Consider the following 15,697-nt stretch of genomic DNA (forward strand, 5'->3'; position numbering starts at 1 on the left):
AGGTACTCGCGCTTCTGGCGGAGGGCGCAGCAACGCCGAGATCGCCGGTGACTTCTTCGTGAGCATTCAGACCGTGAAGACACATGTCGGCTCCATCCTCGCCACACTCGATGCCCGCGACAGGACACAGGCTGCCGTCATCGCCCACGAAACCCGGTCGGGGCCAGTCTCCAGAGGGCGATGAGGCTGAGGACCCCCGTCACGGGAACCCCGAACAGCGGGATGAGGGCGAGCGGGAAATCGGCCAGGGACGCCATGAGGGGATCTCCCAGCAGAGTGAGTGTGATGCCCGTGCCGACCGCTGTCACGAAGTCGCTGAAGCTGAAGACATGGAACGCCAGATACGCACGGCGTCCGGCACGTGCGCTCAACCGAGGAGCGAGGAGGACCACACCGACCGCGAGGACACCGGCGATCAGGTCACCGATTCCCGCAATCATGGCGAACGACGCCGGCAGCAGCCCCGCAGCGCCGTAGGCGAAGAAGACCAGTGCCGCCGGAACTCGCCAGACATTGAAGACCGTCAGATACGGCAGCGGCGCACTCAGGAAGAGAGCCTGCAGCTGCGTACTGCGCGCGACCGCCAGCAAGGGGGCCAGCATCCCCACTGTGACGAACGCCGGAATCACCATCGTCGGAGCCACCTCGACCATGGCGGCGAGGACCCCACTGGCGGACAGAACCGTCGCCGCGACGAGCCAGAGCCCCAGCGCCGACCCCCAGCGCCGCAGCAGGCGCCGCCGCTCCCGACCGCCCACCGGATCAACCACTACCTCGGACTGCATGTCACACCTCCGCACAGAGTTTGAATTACCTACTCACTCAGGATCACCCACTGGGTTGGAAAACACAACTGTCTGTCGCTAGAATTTCTCCATGGCGATCTCCCGTGTCCGTGACTGCTCGATAGCCGAGGCGCTCAGCATCGTGGGCGACCGGTGGACCCTGCTCGCGGTGCGGGAGCTGATGTTCGGTGTGACCCGGTTCAACGACATCGCCGAGCACACGGGCGCGTCCCGCGACATCCTGACGTCGAGGCTGCGCCGGCTGGAATCCGAGGGCTACATCTGGCGGGAGAAATACAGCGACCGACCTCCTCGGTTCGATTACCGACTGACAGGAAGCGGCGAGCAGCTCCTCCCTCTGCTGCTGGCCTTGATGCGGTTGGGCGACGATCGTCGCGCCGACAATCCTCCCGTGACGTGGCGCCACGGGAGGGACGACGGGGAGCACGATCTCGTCGTCGAGGTCACATGCAACGTCTGCGGCGAACCGGCGACCCACGGAATCCATTCCCCCCATGGCATCGGCGTGCAATAAGGCAGTCCCCGGGACGCACGCTCGAGCTCGGCGGGGCACCCGGATGTATGTCAGGGCCCGGCGACCCCTGATCGGCGGGTGCAGGCTAAACCGGCGTTCAGTCCGGCCGATCGGCCAGGGCCCCGTGGAGCAGAAGGCTCAGCAGTCGGCTGCGCGCTTCGACTGCGGTCAGGCGACCGCTTACCACATGAGGCGCCACGGAGGTGATGCCGGCGATGACCAGCCCTGCCAGCAGATCGACGTCCGCTCCCGCCCGGAGACGCCCGTGCCGGTGGAGGTTCAGCAGCAATTCTCTGACATCGGCCTGGAATCCCTCGATGTGGCGCGTGACGGACCGGGGTGGTGATCCCAGGGCAGCCGCCGTGATCAGGGCCCGCGTGGGCGAATCGGCGAAGTAGGTCAACTGCAGGTCGACATAGGCCGACAGCACCTCGATCGGGTCGGCGTCGGCGGCCAGCACGTCTCGCAACCGAGCCTGTACCTGCGCCACCTCCCGCTCCACCCACGCCTCCAGCACATGGGCCACATCCGGGAAGTAGCTGTACAACGTAGGGCGCGACACCTCGGCCCGAGCGGCGAGTGCCGACATCGTGACCTGGCGGACGCCGTCCAGCCCCGCCAGTTCGACGGCAGCGAGCATGATGCGGTCGCGAGGACTTCGCCGCACGGTGTTCACAGCGACCTCCTCGGGTGCACAGACGCTTGAGAATTACTTTACAATCTGTAAAGTCGCTCGTCGGACCATCAGGCGTCCGACTACACCGAGGAAGAACGCTGCAGCATGTCGAAGCGCGTCGTGGATGGAGCCGTCCTCATCACGGGAGCCAGTTCCGGGATAGGCGCGGGTCTGGCAGCGCGTTTTCATGCGCGAGGTGCCCGGGTCATCATCTCGGGCCGGGACCGGACCCGGCTGGAGGCGGTGGCGGCCCGCCATCCCGGGATGTCGGTGATCATCATGGATGTCGCCGATCCGGAGTCTGTCTCACGCGGCCTTGCCGCAGTGGCCAGGGAAACGCCCTACCTGACCACCCTTGTCAACAACGCGGGAATCCAGCGGTTGCTCGACTTCTCGGTCGCCGAACCACCCGGGCCTGCCGACCTCACCGCCGAGATCGACACCAATTTCGCGGGGCTCGTCACCGTCACCGCGGCAGCCCTCCCGCTGCTTCGTCGAGCACCGAAGGCGCGCGTGGTCCACATCGGTTCGGGTCTCGGTTTCGTCCCGTACGCAAGGACTCCCGTCTACTCCGCGACGAAGGCCGCCGTCCACTCCTTCACCGTCAGCCTGCGACATCAGCTGGCGGGGTCCACCGTTCAGGTCGTCGAGATCATTCCTCCGGTCGTCGACACACCGTTGCATCGAAGCCTGCCATCGACACCTCCCATGGCCATGCCGCTGGATCGTTTCCTCGACCGGGCGATCCACGGTCTTGACGCCGGGAAGGACGAGATCCCCGTCGGACTCGGACGCGTCTCGCAGATAGGGGCGCGGGTGTTCCCCAAGCGACTGTTCTCACTCATCAACAGGGGCGATTGAGACTGTGCCGCGACGACAGTCGTCGGGGACAGGGGCCCGCATGGTCGGTCTGCTGCTCACGGGGCCCCGGGGACGATCCGCCTGCTGCACCCGGGGGTGGTGACCGGCTCTTGACGCGACGCCGACCGAGCGCGCAGACTACCGAACGATTGCTCAGCGCCCGCCTCGCCTCCGAGTGACGTGGGGACGAGTGCCCGAAGAGGAGCCGCAGCACTGAGAGAGCTCGCCGATAACGGATGTGCCGCCGTGACGCACCGCGAGAACGCTGCGGATGCCGGCGTGAGAGCCGCTGCCACGGGCAGCGGGGTGCTCGATGCTGCAATGGACGCCCGCGGAGGACGGCGATGAGGCTTCTGTTGGCGACGGCGGGCTCCCGCGGCGATGTCGAGCCGTTCGCCGCCCTGGCAGACCGGGCGCTTGCAGCGGGGCACGAGGTGCGACTGGTTGCCCCGGAGAACTCCGGCGTCGAGCTGGGCGACCTGGACACGGTGGGCATGGGGGTCGACTACACGCGGATGATCGAGGAACAGGGCGTCTCCGTCATGGCGGCGCTCCGCAACTACCGCTCCGTGGTGCGTCCGGTGATGCGAGGCGTCATTGTCGGCAGCGCGCGAGCGGCGCTCGAGTACGAACCCGATCTGATCGTGTATCACCCGAAGGTCCTCTCGGCTCCGTTGGTGGCGGACGCCCTGGGGGTGCCACACGTCATGGTCGAGATCGTGCCGGCCCTCACCCCGACGAGGGTCTTCCCTGCCGCAGGCACGGTCACTCGGGGAATCGGCCCGCTGAATCGATCGACGTACCGGGCGGCGGGCACCGCATCGGTCATGTTCCGCTCTGAACTCGACGAGGTACGCAGGATCGTCGGTGGACGAACGCGCAGGTCCTCCGCCCCCGCGGCCACTCTCATGCCCATCAGCCCCGCAATACTTCGGCGCCCCCATGACTGGCCGGCATCGGTGCATCTCACCGGGCCCTGGACCCGCGCACATCGATCGGCGACCCTCGCACCCGAGGTCGCCCGATTCATGGCCGACGGTTCATTCATCTACGCAGGTTTCGGTTCGATGGCGGCGGGAGACGCCGCAGCGCGCGGGCGCACGATCGTCGATGTGGCACGGGCTCGCGGTAGCCGCTGCCTCGTCACTACCGGTCTCGGCGGCATCGACGTACCTCCGAACCGCCTCGGCGACGACGTCCTCGTCGCCCGGACCGTGTCGCATGCGGCGGTGCTTCCACACGCGACTGCGGCGGTGCATCACGGCGGTATCGGCACCGTACACGCCGCGATGATTGCCGCGACGCCGTCGGTGATCGTTCCATTCATCGCGGATCAACCGTTCTGGGGAGCCCGCCTGAGTGAAGCGGGCCTGGCGCCGGCACCGATCCCGCAACGCGCACTGACCGTCCCCGCCCTCCACACCGCGCTCGACGAGGCGGAGCGGTGCCGTCCCCGCGTCATCGAGGTCGCCCAGGTCATGTCCACCGAGAACGGGACACTGACGGCATTGACCGTCCTCGCATCAATCCGCTGATGAGCCTTCGGCTCCGTCGGCACGAGGCCTACGCCTCGTCGATGACCTCGCCGAGGTACTGGATGGTGAGGACCGGCGAGTCCATCTCGTCGGTGCCGGCGACCAGCGCGACGTACAACTGCTGGCCCTCGAAGCCGACGGCGATGTAGTCGAAGCTCGTCCAGGTGGGGTGCTCCGCGGCGCCGTGCCAGGCCGGGTGCAGCAGCAGGTCCTCCCATTCGGACTCCGGCGGCAGGCCGTCCAGACCGAGGGCTGCGACAACCGAGTGTTCGACGGCGACCGGACACAGGAAGTACTCGCGGGACGCGTACGGGCTGATGTCGACCAGGACACCCTCGGCGAGCGCCTTCTGGCGGGCCGGGCCCGGGTGCTTCTCGGGGACCTCGCGGCCGAGCTGGTGTTCGAGCAGATCGACCTGCTCCGTGCTGGGCATCCCCTCCGGGTGGAGATAGGGGTTGACCCGGCATGCCGGGTCGTAGGGCACGAACCAGGAAGGTTCATCCGGCTCCTTGTTGTCCGGCGCCGGCCGGTAGGCCTCTTCGAGCACGGCGGTCTCCCCGAGCAGCCCGATCATCAGGCGATCCAGGTCCACGGCTCCCAGGCCGGCACCGTACTCCGCGTCGGCGTGCCGGACCCCCTTCTTCGCGAAGCAGTAGGCCGCAAGCCCGTGCGCGAACGTGCGAGGCCCCTCCCAGCCGAGCTCGAAGTCCGAGGCCACCTCGGCCGCGACGACCGCGAGACGCTGCAGGAGAGCGGAGGTGTAGTGACGCCGGTACGACGGCGGCAACATGTCCACGACGCGCGCCCCGGCGGAGGCGATGTACTCCTGCAGGTCGCCATCGGCGGCCTCCAGGGTGCGCAGTGCGAAGATGTCCTCGAAGATCCCGCCCAGGACGATCGGGATGGATTGCCGCAGGGCGCCTCGGAGCAGCTGCGCGAGGACCAGTTCCTTCAGCCGGTCCTCGGGAGACTCGTAGTCGGACGCAGGGAGCCGGCCGTCCTCGTCGAGCTGCATGCGCCCGATGCAGGCACCCTGCAGCTCCGGACCACCGAAGTAACCGAAGATCGACAGGTGGACGCCCTCGAGCTTGCGGCCCTCGTTGATCAGTTCGATCTGCCTGGGGGCCAGGTTGTGCGGGTCGATCTCCGGTGCCACGGCTCTCCTCGGTCGATGGTGGCGCCGGACCAGCCTGGCGCCGCGGACCGTCAGGTCTCGGGTGTTCCTTCGATGGCCAGGATCGTGACGTCGATACGTCCCACGGTCAGGCCGCTGGACTGGATCAGGTGTGCGGCGATGTCCTGCGCCTCGCGCGCCAGCCCGAGGGCAGGTCTGGCGATGTTGGTCGCGACGTCGATGTGGATGTCGAGGACGCCGTCGGTGAGGGAGAGGACCAGGCCGTCACGGGTGGCGACGGTCGGGGACGCGGTGTCGGTCCGCAGGGTCCTGTGCAGTTGATTGACGGAAGCGACCTTCCAACGGGTCATGACGCTGCGCACGGTCGGTTCCAGGCGCACCACCCCGGGGAGCGCGCCGAGGGTGCTGCTGAGCGTGTCGGCGATGCTGTCCAGGTCCACGACCCGCGCCTGGGAGGGGTGTTCAGAGGTCATAGAGGTCCTCCACGAGGATGTCGATCTGCTGCATGGTGATGGAGGTCTGGGCCTGCACGATGGTCCCGACCCGTTCGCGGAGCAGTTCCATGGTGGCAGGTATCCTCACCTGCGACGAAAGAGCCACGGTGAGGGTGATCCGCACGTCCTCGACGTCGACCACCGTTGTCGCGGATGCCCCTCCCTGTGTGGCCTGGCTTGCCTGAGGTGCGTGAATGGTCCGGGGGGCGGTGACGGTGCAGCGTCGCGCGCGGACGCCGGGCAGGGTGGAGGCGGCGAAGCGGATGAGTGCGCTCAGGGCCTGTTCGCTGATATCGATGGTGCCCAGGGGCGTGGTGGCCAGCGGGGTGCGCCGGCTCCGGCGGACCTCGGCCCGGGCGACCATCATGATCGCTTCCTTCACGCGGTGACCGGGCTGCAGGGCGGGGTTGTCGCGATCACGGTCGCGCATCGACTCGGTGACCGCGACGAGGTGGTGCAGTGCTGCGCGCGCGCTCTGGCAGTCGGCGCAGGTCTGTTCATGAGTGCTCGGCGGCTGGTCGATGGACGCCCACACCTCGTCGATGAGCCGTCCGCACCCCAGCCGCGGTTGGTCCTCATTCAACGCCATGGTTGCATCCCTTCTGCGAGGAGTCGTCGGGCCCGTGCAATACGTCCACGAACGGTGCTCTCGGGTTGTTGCACGATCGCGGCGATCTCAGCGTAGGAGAAGTTATGGACTCCCCGCAGCAACCAGCACACCCGGAGGCCGGCCGGGACGGTCTGCAGGACGTCGGCTAGGGCCTGCATCTGCGCTTCGGTCTCGTGGTACACCGCCGGATCCTGGGCAGGGCCGCCGGCCGGCATGGGCAATTGGTTCCACAGCTCACCCTCTCCTGCAGCGCCCGGCGTCCCGGCGGCGCCGTCGTCGAAGGAGACCGGGTCGGTGGGCCGTCGAAGGCTCCGGCGGAGCTGGTCGAAGCACTTGTTGGTCGCCGTCCGGTACAGCCACGGGATGAAGGCCTGCGGGGCCGAGAGGTTCGGCAGGTTGCGCCACGCGGCGATGAAGGTCTCCTGCACGATGTCTTCGGCTTCCGCGTGATCGCCCAGCATCCTGAATGCCAGCCGGAAGACTCCGCCCTGGTAGGCGGAGATCAGCCATTCGAATGCGTGAAGATCGCCGTCCTGCGCCCGGGCGACCACGGTCAGCTCATCGAGGTCGTCCAGCGACACGGCGGAAGCCACACCGTCAGGGACGGGTTCCGGCCGATGCCCGGGCCGAGGCTCGGGCCGGGATGACGGCGGGGGTGCATGACCCCGCAGCAGTTCTTCCCGGGTACCGGGGCCCCGCCCGATCAGCTGGCCTGTCGGGGCTGTCTCGACCAGGGAGACGAGGTCAGCATCCGGGCGTGCCTCGATGTCCGGCAGGGAAGGGTGTCGGGGCGGTTGCTGATCATCGTCGTGTCGGGATTCCACGGGATCTGCTTCCTCTCCGACTCGACGCGGCCGGCGTCGACGGAACCGGCCCATTTCGTTCAGCATAGGCGAGCATTCCGCGGCCGGCGGGCCCTGCCCTTCGCCGGCGCCTGTCGAGGCGAGGAGAAGTCACGCGAGAAAGGTGCACCGTCGGCGTGACGTTCCGGGATCGACGGCGTCTTTAAGTGTGTACGGCAGGAACCCCTCACACAGGAGATCGATTCAGATGACAGAGGATCAGAGCACCGCAGCACGCCGGGCAGCAGTCATCCCCGCCACGGGCGAGGAGCAGAAGCGCCAGGCGGAGCAGTCCCAGGAGGTCGAGAAGACCCAGCCGGTAGGACCGCTGCAGACCCGCCTGGGCCACACCACCATCGCGGAGACCGTCGTGCAGAAGATCGCCGGCATCGCCACCCGCGAAGTGCCCGGCGTCTACGCGATGGGCAGTGCAGGGCGGAGGGCTTTCAGCAGCCTCTCCGAGCGCATCCCCGGATCCCAGACCAACGTCAGCGGCGGGGTCAGCGTCGAGAAGGGAGAACGCCAGACGGCGATCGACCTGTCGATCGTCGTGGAGCACGGTGCGTCGATCGTCGAGGTCAGCCAGATGATCCGCCGCAACGTGATCTCCTCCGTCGAGGAGGCAACCGGGCTGGAAGTGATCGAAGTCAACATCAACGTCACCGATGTACACCTGCCCGAGGACGAGGACACCGACACCCACGACGCCACCGCCCGGGCGGAACTGCAGTAGTACCCACCGGGCCATCGGGGCCATCACCGCGCCATGCTTCAGGTGATGGCCCCGGACGCGGGGCGATGAGGCCTCACCCGAGCGCCTCGACAGTCATACCCCACATGTAATCGCGCCCCGAGAAGGCGCTCAATGGAAAGGCACCCGATTATGAGCACCACAGCTATGGGCCTGCTGACCGGCCTCGTCCTGGGATGGGCGGCAGCGTTCGGCGGATTCTACGAATTCGTCCTCGTCGCGTTCTTCGGCGCCGTCGGCCTGATCGTCGCCCGCATCATCGACGGCAAGCTCGATCTCGGGGCACTGACCGGGCGATCCACCACCCGCCGGTGAACGACGTGGACCCCACCGCCTCCCCGGCCACGGCCCGGCACACGGGAACCGAACTGCGCCCGGGGCGCTCCCGGGCAGACTCGCCCACCCCTTCCACCCGGTCCGCGACCTCTGATCCTTCGACGAGGGGAACGCTGGTCATCGCGGAACGAGCCATCGAGAAGGTGGCGAGCAATGCCGCATCGACCGTCCCCGGCGTGAGCGGACCCACGGGGGGCTTCCTCGGACTCGGTGCCCGCCACAAGGAGACGGCCCGGCCCAAGGCCGACGTCCAACTCAACGGGCTCATCGCGTCCGTCCGCCTCGAGGTCGGCATCACCTACCCGGCACCGCTGAAGCGGACCACGGAGCTTCTGCGGACAACGGTCCGCGACGACGTCTCCAGGATCTGCGGGCTCGACGTCCGGCAGGTCGACATCGACATCAACACCCTCCTCGACCCCACCCGGGGCCAGGGCCGAAGGGAGCTCGCATGAGCCACCCAAGCACCTCCCAATCCCTGCATCGCCGCTCGAGCCGGTCCCTCCCGGCAACCCTGACGGCGCTGGTCCTGCTCGCCGCCTCGGTGGCCGGAGCATGGAGCGGCATCACCCGCATCACCACCGGCTCATGGCCCGGCTTCCTGGGATCGGTGCGGGAAGGTCTCGCACCGCTGGCGTGGAACTCGCCACAGGTCGTGGCGGCCGCGATCATCCTGTCCGCCCTCGGACTGATCCTGCTGCTGGCAGGCATCCTCCCCGGCCAACGGGGAACCATCCGGCTCGTCGAACCGGAGAGCCGCCGGGCAGGAACATCCGAAGCCGTGGTCACCCTCCGCGGACTGAGCCGGATCGCGGCAGCACACATCGATCGCACCGACGGCGTCGATCGAAGCTCCGTATCCACCACCGCCACCCGGATGGACGTCGAGGTCCGGACGCCCCTGCACGATGCGGGTGACCTGACCGACCGCCTGAAGGCGTCCCTCGGAACCAAGTTGCAGGAGCTCGGGGTCACGCCGCAACCGGTCATCACGGTCCGGGTCCGCACCACCAACGACTAAGCCCTGTCAGCCAACGGCCGCTCGATGGCCGGTCGCAGTAGAAACGGAAGTAGGAACTCATGAGGGACACCGCCGAACGGCTCAATCGCACATGGCTGGCCATCATCGGGTTGCTGGCCCTGCTCCTCGGAGCGGCCGGGATACTGCTCGCCACCGGGGCCGCCGCCACCATCACCGACTCGCTGGATCCAGGTTTCAGCGCCGCGCGGCCGGCCGACCCCGCGCTTCCGGAGTCCTTCGGGGACGCGGCCGCGGCCGATATCGCGCCGATCATCCTGACGATCGTCGCCGTGCTCACGGGGATCCTGGCCCTGCTGTGGCTGCTGGCACAGATACCCCGCCGCCATCAGGCCCGCACCTTCCGCCTTCATGCCGAGGACGGGGCCGCCGGGTACACCCTGTGCGAGCCCAGGGTGTTCTCCGAGGCAGTCGAGAGCCACGTGCAGCGCCTTCCCGGAGTGACCGGAGCCGACGCGCTCCTGCGCGGCAGTGCCGGCGCCTGCGATCTCGCGCTCAACGTGAGGGTCGACGATCGCGCGGATGTCCAGGACCTGCTGCACCGCATCCATTCCGACGTTGCAGGGGACCTCGAAACAGCACTGGAATCACCCCTGCGGAAACTCGCCGTCCTGGTCACCGTCGGGAATCGGCAGCGCAAGGACACCACGGCCGTCCTCTGACCGCCACTGCCTCCCGACCACAGTCACCGGGCAGGACGGCTCCCGCCGGTGGCGTCAGCGCCTGATCCCCTTCCAGAAGTACGCCACGGGGCCCACGAAGTTGATCGCGATGATGAGTGCCCACATGCCCTTGCTGCCGTTCACGGTGTCCCTGGGCCGTGTGGCGAGGTCCATCCAGGCGAACGCTGCGAGGGACAGCTGGATGGACCCGAGGACCAGCACCCTCGCCTTCTGCCCGTCCGTCAGGTCGCTCCAGCGCTTCCTGGCGGCCTTCTTCGAGTGATGGGTCGATGCTTTACGGTCAGCCATGGGTGTCTCCCGGGTCGGAGCCGGTGCCGGAAGCGGAGCTGATGCCTCGTTCCCTGTGCACGGGCCGGGCGGAACATTCGGATGCAAGATTCCACCACGGACCGCGTCCCACCACCATGGCCGAGGCGAAATTTCCGGGACGGCGGAGAAGGACCAGCCTTGACGCACCGGGAAAGCCCCGCCTACTCTTCGTATACGATTTCGTACTCGATGAGGAGCAACGGGTGGAACTGCTCGACGACGGCGTCCTGGCCGCAGCCCGCAAGGTCATCGCGGTACATATCAACTACCCCAGCCGTGCCGCACAGCGGGGCCGCACGCCCGAGCAGCCGTCCTACTTCCTCAAGCCGTCCTCCTCCCTCGCCCTGTCCGGGTCCGGCGTCGAACGCCCCTCGGGCTGCGAACTGCTCGGCTTCGAGGGCGAGATCGCGCTCATCATCGGCACCCCCGCCCGCCGGGTCTCCCCCGAGACCGCGTGGAGCCATGTCCGGTGGATCACGGCCGCGAACGACCTCGGCGTCTACGACCTGCGCTACGCGGACAAGGGCTCGAACCTCCGGTCCAAAGGCGCGGACGGCTTCACCCCGGTGGGCCCGGGACTCCTGCCGGCCGACGCCGTCGACCCCGCCGCCCTCCGGCTCCGCACCTGGCACAACGGCGCGCTCGTCCAGGACGACACCACCGCCGACCTCCTCTTCCCGTTCGCGCGGCTCATCGCGGACCTGTCCCAGCTCCTCACGCTCGAACCCGGCGACATCATCCTCACCGGCACGCCGGCCGGAGCGTCGGTCGCCGGGCCGGGCGACCTGCTGGAGGTCGAAGTGACCGCGGGCGGCCTGGCCACGGGGCGGCTGGCCACGACGGTCAGCGAGGGCACGACGCCGCTGGCCGCGTTCGGTGCCCGTCCGAAGGTCGACGACGTCCAGCGCGAGGAGGCCTACGGCTCCCGCGAGGCGGCCGGGCTGCCCGCGCCGGCGTCGAGAAGCGTCCTGACACCCGCACTGAAGGCGACGCTCGAGAGCGTCTCCACCGCGACCCTCTCCTCCCAGCTGCGCAAGCGCGGGCTGAACAACGTCAGCATCGACGGCCTGACCTCCACCCAGCCGGGCCGGCGCGTCGTCGGGCTCGCCCGCACCCTCCGCTACGTGCCGAACCGCGAGGATCTCTTCCGCGCCCACGGCGCCGGCTACAACGCCCAGAAGCGCGCCGTCGACACCGTCGACGACGGCGAGATCCTCGTGATGGAGGCCCGCGGCGAGAAGGGCACCGGCACGGTCGGGGACATCCTGGCCCTCCGCGCCCAGGTCCGCGGGGCTGCGGCGATCATCACCGACGGCGGCGTCCGCGACTTCGCTGCGGTGGCCGCCATGGACATGCCCACCTTCTACGCCAACCCGCACCCCGCCGTGCTGGGCCGGCGCCACATCCCGTGGGACACCGACGTCACGATCGCCTGCGGCGGCACCACCGTCCAGCCCGGCGACATCATCGTGGCGGACGCGGACGGAATCCTCGTGATCCCTCCCGCCCTCGCGGCGGACCTGGCCGAGGATGCCGTGGCGCAGGAACGGGAGGAGGTATTCATCGCGGAGATGGTGGCCGACGGGCACGGCGTGGACGGCCTGTACCCGATGGACGCCGCCTGGCGGGAGCGCTACGCCCGATGGCAGGAGCGGCGCGCCGATGGCTGAGCCGGCCGCGACCACCGACGACGCCCCCGCCGCGGGCAGCAAGTCGCAGCAAGCCTACGGTGCCGTGAAGCAGCGGATCGTGGACGGAGCCTATCCGCCCGGCCACCGACTGGTCCTGGCCGCGATCGCCCAGGATCTGGGGGTCAGCGTGGTGCCCGTGCGGGAGGCCATCCGCCGGCTCGAGGCCGAGGGACTGGTGACCTTCGAGCGGAACGTCGGAGCCACGGTCGCGGGGATCGACCCCACCGAATACCTCTACACCATGCAGACCCTGAGCCTCGTCGAGGGAGCAGCGACGGCGCTGTCCGCGCCGCTGATCAGTGCCGCGGACCTCGAACGGGCCCGGGCGGTCAACGAGGAGATGCGCGCGAGCCTGCAGGACTTCGACCCCCTCCGCTTCACCCGGCTCAACCAGGACTTCCACGCCATCCTCTTCGAGCGCTGTCCCAATCCGCACATCCTGGACCTGGTCCATCGCGGCTGGAACCGGCTCGCCTCGCTGCGCTCCTCGACCTTCCGCTTCGTGCCCGAGCGCGCCCGTGAATCCGTCGAGGAGCACGCGCACCTGCTCGCCCTCCTCGCGGACGGGGCCGACGCCGACACCGTGGAGCGGGCCGCCCGCCTCCACCGCAGCGCCACCCTCGACGCCTACCTGACGCACTTCAGCGCCACCGAAGCAGCCGCCCAAGCAGCAACCGAAGCAGCCACCGAAGCAGCCTCCGCAGCAGCACACGACCACGGTTAGGACCCACCCATGACGACCTCCGGTGCACAGCCGACCACAGCACCCGCGCAATACATCCCGGAGGGACTGCCGTCCTCCCTCCAGCACTACATCGACGGCCGGTTCGTCGACTCCGTGGGCGGCGCGACATTCGATGTCCTCGACCCGGTGTCCAACACCACCTACGCCACCGCGGCGGCGGGCCGGCAGGAGGACATCGACCTCGCCGTCGCCGCCGCGCGGAAGGCCTTCACCACCGGACCGTGGCCACGCATGAAGCCCCGGGAGCGCGCCCGCGTGCTGAACCGGATCGCCGACGCCGTCGAGGCGCAGGAGGCCCGGCTCGCCGAGCTCGAGACCTTCGACACGGGTCTGCCCATCACCCAGGCGAAGGGCCAGGCCCTCCGCGCGGCCGAGAACTTCCGCTTCTTCGCGGACCTGATCGTCGCCCAGTTCGACGACGCCATGAAGGTGCCCGGCTCCCAGATCAACTACGTGAACCGGAAGCCGATCGGCGTCGCCGGGCTGATCACGCCCTGGAACACGCCGTTCATGCTGGAGTCCTGGAAGCTCGCGCCGGCGCTGGCCACGGGCAACACGGTGGTGCTGAAGCCGGCCGAGTTCACGCCCCTGTCCGCGTCCCTGTGGGCGCAGATCTTCAAGGACGCCGGGGTGCCCGACGGTGTCTTCAACCTCGTCAACGGTCTCGGTGAGGAGGCCGGTGACGCCCTCGTCAAGCACCCCGACGTGCCGCTGATCTCCTTCACCGGGGAGACCACCACGGGCCAGACGATCTTCCGGAACGCGGCGGCGCACCTCAAGGGGCTCTCGATGGAGCTCGGCGGGAAGTCCCCGTGCATCGTCTTCGCGGATGCGGACCTCGACGCCGCCATCGATTCGGCCCTGTTCGGCGTGTTCTCCCTCAACGGGGAGCGCTGCACCGCCGGCTCCCGCATCCTGGTGGAGCGGCCCGTGTACGAGGAGTTCTGCGAGAAGTACGCGGCCCGCGCGAAGACCATCGTCGTCGGCGATCCGCACGATCCGCGGACGGAGGTCGGGGCGCTCGTGCACCCGGAGCACTACGCCAAGGTGGCCTCCTACGTGGAGATCGGCAAGACGGAGGGCCGCCTCCTCGCCGGCGGCGGACGCCCCGAGCACCTGCCGGAGGGCAACTACATCGCGCCCACGGTCTTCGCCGACGTCTCCCCCGACGCGCGGATCTTCCAGGAGGAGATCTTCGGGCCCGTCGTGGCCATCACCCCGTTCGAGGACGACGCCGAGGCCCTGGCGCTCGCCAACAACACGCGCTACGGGCTCGCGGCCTACGTGTGGACGAAGGACCTCACGCGCGCCCACACGTTCGCGCAGGACGTGGAGGCCGGGATGGTGTGGCTCAACAGCCACAACGTCCGCGACCTGCGCACCCCGTTCGGCGGCGTGAAATCCTCCGGGCTCGGCCACGAGGGCGGCTACCGTTCCATCGACTTCTACACCGACCAGCAGGCCGTGCACATCACGCTCGGCGCCGTCCACACCCCGAAGTTCGGCAGTGTCACGGACGCCGCCGCCACCGAAGGCTGAGCCTTCCTACGTTCGCTCGACGAAGAGAGAATCCCATGACCACCCCCGTTCCCACCCCCTCGGTCCCCGCCCCGGACATCGTCCGCTGCGCCTACATGGAGATCGTGGTCACCGACCTCGCCCGCTCGCGCGAGTTCTACGTCGACGTCCTCGGCCTGCACGTCACGGAGGAGGACGACGACGCGATCTACCTCCGCTCGCTCGAGGAGTTCATCCACCACAACCTGGTGCTGCGGCGGGGCCCGGTCGCCGCCGTCGCCGCCTTCGCCTACCGGGTGAAGTCACCCGCGGAGGTGGACGCCGCCGAGGCGTACTACCGCGAACTGGGCTGCCGGACCGAACGCCGCCGGGACGGGTTCACGAAGGGCGTCGGTGACTCGGTGCGCGTCGAGGACCCGCTGGGCTTCCCGTACGAGTTCTTCTACGACGTCCAGCACGTGGAACGCCTCACCCAGCGCTACGACTTGTATTCGGCCGGCGAGCTGGTGCGCCTGGACCACTTCAACCAGGTCACCCCCGACGTGCCGCGCGGCCGCGCCTACCTGGAGGACCTCGGCTTCCGCGTCTCCGAGGACATCCAGGACTCCGACGGCGTCACCTACGCCGTCTGGATGCACCGCAAGCAGACCGTGCACGACACCGCGCTGACCGGAGGGAACGGCCCGCGCATGCACCACGTGGCGTTCGCGACCCACGAGAAGCACAACATCATCCAGATCTGCGACAAGATGGGCGCCCTGCGCATCAGCGACCGCATCGAGCGCGGACCCGGGCGGCACGGCGTCTCCAACGCCTTCTACCTCTACATCCTCGACCCGGACGGCCACCGCGTCGAGATCTACTGCCAGGACTACTACACGGGCGATCCCGACAACCCCACCATCACCTGGGACGTCCACGACAACCAGCGCCGCGACTGGTGGGGCAACCCCGTGGTGCCGTCCTGGTACTCGGAGGCGTCCCTCGTGCTGGACCTCGACGGCAACCCCCAGCCCGTCGTCGAGCGGGACGAGCGCAGCGAGATGGCCGTCACCGTCGGTGCGGACGGCTTCTCCTACACGCGCAGGGACGACGACGGCGTCCAGGGCTTCAAGCTCGGCACCCAGCTCTGACGTCCGCGCCCACGAGCCA

20 protein-coding genes are annotated in these 15,697 nt (G+C 68.7%); 13 read left to right on the plus strand and 7 right to left on the minus strand.

Annotated elements, in window-relative coordinates:
- The first annotated feature begins 73 nt into the window (after positions 1-73).
- Positions 74-184, plus strand: coding sequence for a helix-turn-helix domain-containing protein (locus MWM45_RS16465; protein WP_418909778.1), 111 nt, complete (start codon positions 74-76; stop codon positions 182-184).
- Here the strand turns inward: MWM45_RS16465 and MWM45_RS16470 are convergent.
- Positions 138-785, minus strand: a complete 648-nt coding sequence (locus tag MWM45_RS16470) for a hypothetical protein (RefSeq protein ID WP_247827376.1) — start codon at positions 783-785, stop codon at positions 138-140. The genes MWM45_RS16465 and MWM45_RS16470 overlap by 47 nt on opposite strands.
- 91 nt (positions 786-876) lie before the next feature.
- On the opposite strand from MWM45_RS16470, the gene MWM45_RS16475 reads away from it, so the two are divergent.
- The gene (locus tag MWM45_RS16475; protein ID WP_247827377.1) at positions 877-1,320 is read left to right on the plus strand and encodes a winged helix-turn-helix transcriptional regulator; all 444 of its coding nucleotides are present in this window, start codon (positions 877-879) and stop codon (positions 1,318-1,320) included.
- A 97-nt stretch (positions 1,321-1,417) separates the two neighbouring features.
- Here MWM45_RS16475 and MWM45_RS16480 read toward each other — a convergent pair whose 3' ends face one another.
- Complete coding sequence (locus MWM45_RS16480; protein WP_247827378.1) at positions 1,418-1,996, minus strand: TetR/AcrR family transcriptional regulator; 579 nt, start codon at positions 1,994-1,996, stop codon at positions 1,418-1,420.
- Positions 1,997-2,101: 105 nt separating this feature from the next.
- Here MWM45_RS16480 and MWM45_RS16485 point away from each other — a divergent pair, with 105 nt between their 5' ends.
- A complete protein-coding gene (locus tag MWM45_RS16485; protein ID WP_247827379.1) occupies positions 2,102-2,857 on the plus strand; it encodes an SDR family oxidoreductase in 756 nt (251 codons plus the stop codon).
- A 344-nt stretch (positions 2,858-3,201) separates the two neighbouring features.
- On the plus strand, positions 3,202-4,392 hold the full coding sequence (locus tag MWM45_RS16490) for a glycosyltransferase (RefSeq protein ID WP_247827380.1): 1,191 nt from the start codon (positions 3,202-3,204) through the stop codon (positions 4,390-4,392).
- A 28-nt stretch (positions 4,393-4,420) separates the two neighbouring features.
- Here MWM45_RS16490 and MWM45_RS16495 read toward each other — a convergent pair whose 3' ends face one another.
- The 4 genes from MWM45_RS16495 to MWM45_RS16510 are packed head-to-tail and all read right to left on the minus strand — an operon-like array spanning position 4,421 to position 7,224.
- Positions 4,421-5,548 (minus strand): hypothetical protein, encoded by a 1,128-nt coding sequence (locus MWM45_RS16495; RefSeq protein WP_247827381.1) that lies wholly within the window; start codon positions 5,546-5,548, stop codon positions 4,421-4,423.
- A 50-nt stretch (positions 5,549-5,598) separates the two neighbouring features.
- Positions 5,599-6,000, minus strand: coding sequence for a hypothetical protein (locus tag MWM45_RS16500; protein ID WP_247827382.1), 402 nt, complete (start codon positions 5,998-6,000; stop codon positions 5,599-5,601).
- Positions 5,990-6,610 (minus strand): Asp23/Gls24 family envelope stress response protein, encoded by a 621-nt coding sequence (locus tag MWM45_RS16505; RefSeq protein ID WP_247827383.1) that lies wholly within the window; start codon positions 6,608-6,610, stop codon positions 5,990-5,992. The genes MWM45_RS16500 and MWM45_RS16505 overlap by 11 nt, the downstream gene beginning before the upstream one ends.
- Positions 6,601-7,224, minus strand: a complete 624-nt coding sequence (locus MWM45_RS16510; protein ID WP_247827384.1) for an RNA polymerase sigma factor — start codon at positions 7,222-7,224, stop codon at positions 6,601-6,603. Before MWM45_RS16510 ends, MWM45_RS16505 begins: the two co-directional genes overlap by 10 nt.
- Positions 7,225-7,681: 457 nt before the next feature.
- Between MWM45_RS16510 and MWM45_RS16515 the strand changes: the two genes are divergently transcribed.
- The 5 genes from MWM45_RS16515 to MWM45_RS16535 all read left to right on the plus strand — a co-directional run bounded on the left by MWM45_RS16515 (position 7,682) and on the right by MWM45_RS16535 (position 10,261).
- Complete coding sequence (locus MWM45_RS16515; RefSeq protein WP_052273948.1) at positions 7,682-8,206, plus strand: Asp23/Gls24 family envelope stress response protein; 525 nt, start codon at positions 7,682-7,684, stop codon at positions 8,204-8,206.
- Positions 8,207-8,356: 150 nt separating this feature from the next.
- On the plus strand, positions 8,357-8,539 hold the full coding sequence (locus MWM45_RS16520) for a hypothetical protein (protein WP_247827385.1): 183 nt from the start codon (positions 8,357-8,359) through the stop codon (positions 8,537-8,539).
- On the plus strand, positions 8,536-9,015 hold the full coding sequence (locus MWM45_RS16525) for an Asp23/Gls24 family envelope stress response protein (RefSeq protein WP_247827386.1): 480 nt from the start codon (positions 8,536-8,538) through the stop codon (positions 9,013-9,015). The genes MWM45_RS16520 and MWM45_RS16525 overlap by 4 nt, the downstream gene beginning before the upstream one ends.
- Positions 9,012-9,581, plus strand: a complete 570-nt coding sequence (locus MWM45_RS16530; RefSeq protein WP_247827387.1) for a DUF6286 domain-containing protein — start codon at positions 9,012-9,014, stop codon at positions 9,579-9,581. Before MWM45_RS16525 ends, MWM45_RS16530 begins: the two co-directional genes overlap by 4 nt.
- Before the next feature lie 59 nt (positions 9,582-9,640).
- Positions 9,641-10,261 (plus strand): alkaline shock response membrane anchor protein AmaP, encoded by a 621-nt coding sequence (locus MWM45_RS16535; protein WP_247827388.1) that lies wholly within the window; start codon positions 9,641-9,643, stop codon positions 10,259-10,261.
- 54 nt (positions 10,262-10,315) lie between these two features.
- On the opposite strand, the gene MWM45_RS16540 is transcribed toward MWM45_RS16535, so the two are convergent.
- Positions 10,316-10,570, minus strand: a complete 255-nt coding sequence (locus MWM45_RS16540) for a PLD nuclease N-terminal domain-containing protein (RefSeq protein WP_247827389.1) — start codon at positions 10,568-10,570, stop codon at positions 10,316-10,318.
- A 224-nt stretch (positions 10,571-10,794) separates the two neighbouring features.
- On the opposite strand from MWM45_RS16540, the gene MWM45_RS16545 reads away from it, so the two are divergent.
- The 4 genes from MWM45_RS16545 to hpaD are packed head-to-tail and all read left to right on the plus strand — an operon-like array spanning position 10,795 to position 15,678.
- Positions 10,795-12,261, plus strand: coding sequence for a fumarylacetoacetate hydrolase family protein (locus MWM45_RS16545; RefSeq protein ID WP_247827390.1), 1,467 nt, complete (start codon positions 10,795-10,797; stop codon positions 12,259-12,261).
- Entirely contained in the window at positions 12,254-13,006 is a 753-nt protein-coding gene (locus MWM45_RS16550; protein ID WP_247827391.1) for a GntR family transcriptional regulator, read from the plus strand. The genes MWM45_RS16545 and MWM45_RS16550 overlap by 8 nt, the downstream gene beginning before the upstream one ends.
- A gap of 9 nt (positions 13,007-13,015) precedes the next feature.
- A complete protein-coding gene (gene hpaE, locus MWM45_RS16555; RefSeq protein WP_247827392.1) occupies positions 13,016-14,566 on the plus strand; it encodes a 5-carboxymethyl-2-hydroxymuconate semialdehyde dehydrogenase in 1,551 nt (516 codons plus the stop codon).
- Between the two features lie 35 nt (positions 14,567-14,601).
- Entirely contained in the window at positions 14,602-15,678 is a 1,077-nt protein-coding gene (gene hpaD, locus MWM45_RS16560) for a 3,4-dihydroxyphenylacetate 2,3-dioxygenase (protein ID WP_247827393.1), read from the plus strand.
- Positions 15,679-15,697: the final 19 nt, after the last annotated feature.

It is taken from the genome of Arthrobacter antioxidans, assembly GCF_023100725.1.
Classification (GTDB): Bacteria; Actinomycetota; Actinomycetes; order Actinomycetales; family Micrococcaceae; genus Arthrobacter_D; species Arthrobacter_D antioxidans.